Genomic DNA, 6,000 nt, shown 5'->3' with positions numbered 1-6,000 from the left:
GATGGTACTGCGGTTATCCCGTGGGAGAGTAGGTAGCCGCCTCTTCAAGGTCAGATCGTAAGGTCTGACCTTTTTTTTGTGCCCTGCAACGAACCCCTCCCGGCGCGGAGAGGAGTGGTGGGGAGACATCAAGCGATGGGCGACGGGCCCGGAGAGGGAGGGGGGGGGAAAAAAAAGAAAAACGTGTATGGTGACGATTGGCTGACGCTCCGCGGTAAGAACTGCGACAGGATGGAGGCGGGAGGCTCCGGTCGGAGATCTGTCGTGAGACGGGCGAGAGGCGTGTCACGGTGCAATGGGCGTGAGGTTGGAGGCTCCGGGCAGTGATGTGAGGAGCGGCTACTGTCCATCTGCCTTGTTCTGCTTCCGGTATGTAATCTCCCATCTTATTCAAACAAAGCAGATTGTCAATATTGATTTTCTGCGAAATTTCTGCGAAATTTGTTTCGCAATACCCCGATGATGTTGTGCTTTGCAAAACATTTTCTATCTTTGTTGTGTCGTTGCCTGGCAACGGCAGACATGTTTGATGAAAGTGTTTCGCTTTTATCCTTGACGGGAAATCTGGAAAATTTCAATTAGGACAAGGAAAACGACGCACTCATCACTTGTATTGGCATGTAAGGTGTTCGCCTTCTGCTATACAGGTGTGGGGTATTGTTTATTTGTCCTTGGGCTTACCAGAGCCTCCCGTCAGATAAACGAACGACTCCACTCTTTCTTTTTGGACAACTGCATCCCCGGAGTCCGGATGTGTTCAAATCATCTATCAAAATGAAGAAATGCTTCATGATGGCCGCTTTGCTCATCGGTTGCATGGCGACGGCCTCTGCTCAGGAGATCCGCGATATGTTCGGTTCGGATCAGAAGGGCGGAATCTCCTACGGCGTTCGTGCCGGTCTCAATGTTTCGAAGATTGCCGGGCAATACAGCCCCGATTCGGGCGACAAGCTCGACTTCAATTCGAGGGTCGGCTTCCAGGTCGGTGCGGTAGTCGATATTCCGATCACCAACGGCTTCTACGTGCAGCCCGGGCTCCTCTTCACGACGCGCGGTGCCAAGGAGAAGTCCTCCTACAGTGAGGCGGGTTACAGCGAGGAAGCCTCCACGAAATATCGTCCCATGTATCTGCAGATTCCCGTATTGGCCTCGTTCCGCGCCGATGTGAGCGAGTCGGTGAATGTGCAGGTTCATGTCGGCCCCCATTTTGCCTTCGGGCTGGGTGGAAAATGCAAGGATTCGTACAGCGATTCCGACGGTCTGTCCGAGAGCCAGAAATATCCCTTCTTCGGTGAATCAACCGAGAACGAGGCCCGTTTCGGTGCCAAACGGTTCGATTTCGGACTCTCGTTCGGTGCCGGTGTGACCCTTCGGGAGCACTATTACGTCGGTATTGTCTACGATCTGGGTCTCGTGAATATGGCCATCGACAAGGAGTGGGGTAAGGAGGCGAAATTCCACAACCGCAACTTCTCGATTCAACTGGGTTATAACTTCTGATTTGGCGAGCGGGTGCTCGAAGGTCGAGGATGACCACACCATCGATCTCTCGCAATTGGTCGGAACCTGGGAGATGACCCGCATGTATGACGGTGAGGACGGAACCTGGGACAATGAGTACTGCGCCGAATACGGCTTTGTTGCGACGACTGAATTCCGTGAAGACGGAACCTGTGTGTTCAGCTGTCAGGCAAATGGGAATCCCCCTTCTCTCATCTATGCAACCTACGTTGTTGAAGCCAACACGATTGTGATTGCCACTGCCACTTCGGCTCAACCCGTGGTATGGCGAATCGAAAAACTGGCGGCTTCCGAATTGAATGTTGCTTTCGATTATCCCGGCGAAAACTACACGGACCGAGCCTGCTACAGGTGGATCAACCGATCGCTGACATTGATCCCGGATGCGGGGCCTTCACAAAGGCTCCGCTTTTTTATGCGCGTTGTCCGGATCCTCTCACTCCCCGCGCAATGGCCTTTTATATTCCGTTCTGCGGCTTTTACGGGATGGGGCGGCGGGTTGCTTCAGCCTGCTTACCCGTGGCAGAAAACGCCTCCTGTGGAGCGAAATCTTTTTCCATGTCCGGCGGTGGCAAATTCGGAGGTCTCAAGGTTAAAAAAAGAGACCGTGGATCAACTCCACGGTCTCCGAATGTGTCGGGTGGTTTCCCCTTCCGGGGTCCACGATTAGTATTCCATCTTCGAGCGGCGAACGTAGCCGTTGTAACGCCACTTGGCGTTCTCCTCGGCTGCCTGGAAGAGCTCCTCGGCTTCGGCCGGGAACGACTTCTGGAGCGACGTGTAACGTACCTCCTTCATCAGGAAGTCGTGGAACTTCGTCCAGTCGGGCTCTTTCGAATCCAATACGAACGGATTCTTGCCCTCCGTCTCCAGTTGCGGGTTGTAGTGCCACAGGTGCCAGTATCCGCAGGCTACGGCCTCTTTGCCAACCGCCTGCGTGCGGGCCATGCCGCCCTTGATGCCGTGGTTGATACACGGTGCGTAGGCGATGATCAGCGACGGGCCGGGATAGGCCTCGGCCTCCTTCAGCACGTTGAACAGCTGCTGCTGCGAGCCGCCGATCGATACCTGGGCCACATAGACGTAGCCGTAGGTCATCGCCATGGCGCCCAGATCCTTTTTTCGGATCCGCTTGCCGCTCGATGCGAACTTCGCTACGGCGCCCACCGGCGTAGCCTTCGACGACTGACCGCCCGTGTTCGAGTAGACCTCCGTATCGATTACCAGAATGTTGACATCCTGACCCGAAGCCAGTACGTGGTCAACACCGCCGTAACCGATATCGTAGCCCCAGCCGTCGCCGCCGATGATCCACTGCGACTTCTTGATGAGCCAATCCTTGTGCTCGAGAATCTTCTTGCAGTAGTCGCAGCCGCAGGCTTCCATCATCGGAATCAGACGGGCCGTAACCTCGGCCGACTTCGACGACGATCCGCGGTTGGCGATCCACTCCTTCATGACCTCCTTCAGCTCGTCGGAGCACTTCGTGCAGTTGGCGATGGCCTCTTCCATCGTCATCTGGATGCGGTCGCGGAGCTTCTCGATACCCAGGTGCATACCCAGACCGAACTCGGCGTTATCCTCGAAGAGCGAGTTGGCCCAGGCCGGACCCTTGCCTTCGGCATTGGTGCAGTAGGGGGTCGAAGGTGCCGAACCCGAGTAGATCGACGTACAGCCCGTGGCGTTGGCGACCATCATCTTGTCACCGAACAATTGCGTCAGCGCCTTGATGTAGGGCGTCTCGCCGCAGCCGGCGCAGGCTCCCGAGAACTCGAAGAGCGGCTGTGCGAACTGCAGGTTCTTCACCGACTTGGTCTTGTCGACCACGTTCTTGTAACCGATATTCTTCGTGACGTAGTCCCAGTTCTTGGCCTGCGGCATCTGCTCCTCGAGCGGGCGCATAACCAGCGCCTTGCCCTTGGCCGGGCAGATGTCGACGCAGTTGCCGCAACCCGTACAGTCGAGCGGCGATACCTGCACGCGGAACTTGTAGGCCTTCGTCTCGCCCAGACCCTGCTTCCATTCGATGCCCGAAGCGGCGGCCTCCTCGTCGGTGGCCAGGAACGGACGGATGGCTGCGTGGGGGCAGACATACGAGCACTGGTTGCACTGGATACAGTTGGCGATCTGCCACTCCGGTACGTTGACGGCGATACCGCGCTTCTCGTAGGCGGCCGTACCGTTCTCCCACGTACCGTCCTCACGGCCGTTGAAGACCGATACCGGCAGGTCGTCGCCCTTCAGGCCGTTGATCGGCTCGACGATCTTGCGCACGAACTCCGGATACGAAGCGTGCGACGGCGTCTGGAAGCCCTTGTCCTCGATCTGGGCCCACTCGGCCGGAACCTCGATCTTGATGACCTCCTTGCCGCCGGCGTCAACGGCTGCGTAGTTCATGTTGACGATATCCTCGCCCTTCTTTCCGTAGGTCTTCAGGATGGCGTGCTTCATCTCCTCGACGGCCTTCTCGAACGGAATCACGTTGGCGATCTTGAAGAAGGCCGACTGCATGATGGTGTTCGTACGCGATCCCAGACCCAGCTCGGCGGCGATCTTCGTGGCGTTGATGATGTAGAAGTTGATCTTGTTCTTGGCCAGGTAAGCCTTCATGTGGTCGGGCAGCGTGGCGCAGGTGGTCTCGGCGTCGTGAACCGAGTTGAGCAGGAACGAGCCGCCGGGCTTCAGGCCCTTCAGCACGTCATACTTGTCGACATACGACGGAACGTGGCAGGCCACGAAGTCGGGCGTCGTCACCAGATAGGGCGAGGTGATGGGTTTGTCGCCGAAGCGCAGGTGCGACGACGTGTAGCCGCCCGACTTCTTCGAGTCGTAGGAGAAGTAGGCCTGGCAGTATTTGTCGGTCGAACCGCCGATGATCTTGATCGAGTTCTTGTTGGCACCCACCGTACCGTCGGCGCCCAGTCCGAAGAAGAGAGCCTCGAACGTGCCGGGTTTGGCCAGCGAGATCTCCTCGCCGACGGGCAGCGAACGGAACGTCACGTCGTCGGTGATACCCACGGTGAACTGGTTCTTGGGCTCCGGGAGATTCATGTTCTCGAAGACGGCCAGCATCTGAGCCGGGGTGGTATCCTTCGACGAGAGACCGTAGCGGCCGCCGATGATCAGCGGCATCTGGCCGCACGGCAGGTTCTTGCAGTTGGCGAAGGCCTCGACAACGTCCATGTAGAGCGGATCGCCGTTGGCTCCGGGCTCCTTCGTGCGGTCGAGCACGCAGACGCGCTTTACGCTCTTGGGCAGAACCTCCATCAGGTACTTGACCGCGAACGGACGGTAGAGATGTACGGTGATCACGCCGACCTTCTCGCCCTTCTTGGCGCGCAGGTAGTCGATCGTCTCCTTGATGGTCTCCGTTACGGAACCCATGGCGATGATGATGTTCTCGGCATCCTCGGCACCATAATATACAAAGGGCTTGTATTGGCGGCCGGTGATCTTCGAGATCTCCTTCATCGTGTCGGCAACCATGTCGGGCACGGCCTCGTAGAACTTGTTGGCGGCCTCACGCGTCTGGAAGTAGATGTCGGGGTTCTGGGCCGTACCGCGCGTTACGGGGTGCTCGGGGTTGAGCGCACGGGCGCGGAAGGCCTTCAGGGCGTCGCGGTCGAGCAGCGCAGTAAGTTTGGCCTCGTCGATGAGTTCGATCTTCTGGATCTCGTGCGAGGTGCGGAATCCGTCGAAGAAGTGCAGGAACGGAACGCGCGACTTGATGGCAACCAGGTGGGCAACGCCGGCCAGGTCCATCACCTCCTGAACGGACGACGTAGCCAGCATGGCGAAGCCCGTCTGACGGGTGGCCATGACATCCTGGTGGTCGCCGAAGATCGACAGCGACTGGGCAGCCAGGGCGCGGGCCGAGACATGGAAGACTCCCGGGAGCAGTTCGCCCGAGATCTTGTACATGTTGGGGATCATCAGCAGCAGACCCTGCGAGGCGGTGAACGTCGAGGTCAGGGCTCCGCTCTGCAGCGAGCCGTGAACGGCACCGGCGGCACCGGCCTCCGACTGCATCTCTACGACCTTCACGGTCTCACCGAAGATGTTTTTCCGTCCCTGGGCGGCCCACTCGTCCACGAGTTCGGCCATCGTCGACGACGGCGTGATGGGGTAGATGGCTGCCACCTCCGAGAACATGTAGGCCACGTGGGCTGCAGCGTAGTTACCATCACAGGTAATGAATTTCTTTTCTGCCATTTCAGTTAAGATTTTGGATGATATGTGTGTTTTTTTCCTTCTTATGGCTTGTCCCGAATCGTTCGGGCGTTGCAAAGATACGAATTTCGGTGGAAATTCGAAGTCTATTTTTGTTCAAAAACGTGTAATTTTTTACCGTTTTTGATGTTAAAAAAATAACAACAAAACTGTTATTTTTTTAACACCAACCAGCGGGAAATCACCGACTTGCGAAACTGGTTAACCAATAATGCATTACCCGGGGTGCTCTTCGGCGACCCTCCGTTC

The 6,000-nt window shown here is 57.2% G+C and carries 3 protein-coding genes; 2 read left to right on the top strand and 1 reads right to left on the bottom strand.

From position 1 onward, the window contains the following. Positions 1-774 precede the first annotated feature (774 nt). Positions 775-1,500, top strand: a complete 726-nt coding sequence (locus tag PUQ42_RS06605) for a porin family protein (protein ID WP_273372157.1) — start codon at positions 775-777, stop codon at positions 1,498-1,500. Position 1,501: 1 nt separating this feature from the next. Beyond that, complete coding sequence (locus tag PUQ42_RS06600) at positions 1,502-2,191, top strand: lipocalin-like domain-containing protein (RefSeq protein ID WP_273372154.1); 690 nt, start codon at positions 1,502-1,504, stop codon at positions 2,189-2,191. Here the strand turns inward: PUQ42_RS06600 and nifJ are convergent. After that, positions 2,188-5,733: a pyruvate:ferredoxin (flavodoxin) oxidoreductase gene (gene nifJ / locus PUQ42_RS06595; RefSeq protein WP_122120522.1), complete on the bottom strand. Its 3,546-nt coding sequence runs from the start codon at positions 5,731-5,733 to the stop codon at positions 2,188-2,190. The two genes, PUQ42_RS06600 and nifJ, sit on opposite strands and share 4 nt — an antisense overlap. Between the last annotated feature and the right edge of the window lie 267 nt (positions 5,734-6,000).

Source organism: Alistipes megaguti (genome assembly GCF_944320325.1).
In the GTDB taxonomy this organism is placed as follows: domain Bacteria; phylum Bacteroidota; class Bacteroidia; order Bacteroidales; family Rikenellaceae; genus Alistipes; species Alistipes megaguti.
Note: the sequence above shows the minus strand (reverse complement) of the source record. Positions and strands in the feature narration are given on the sequence as shown.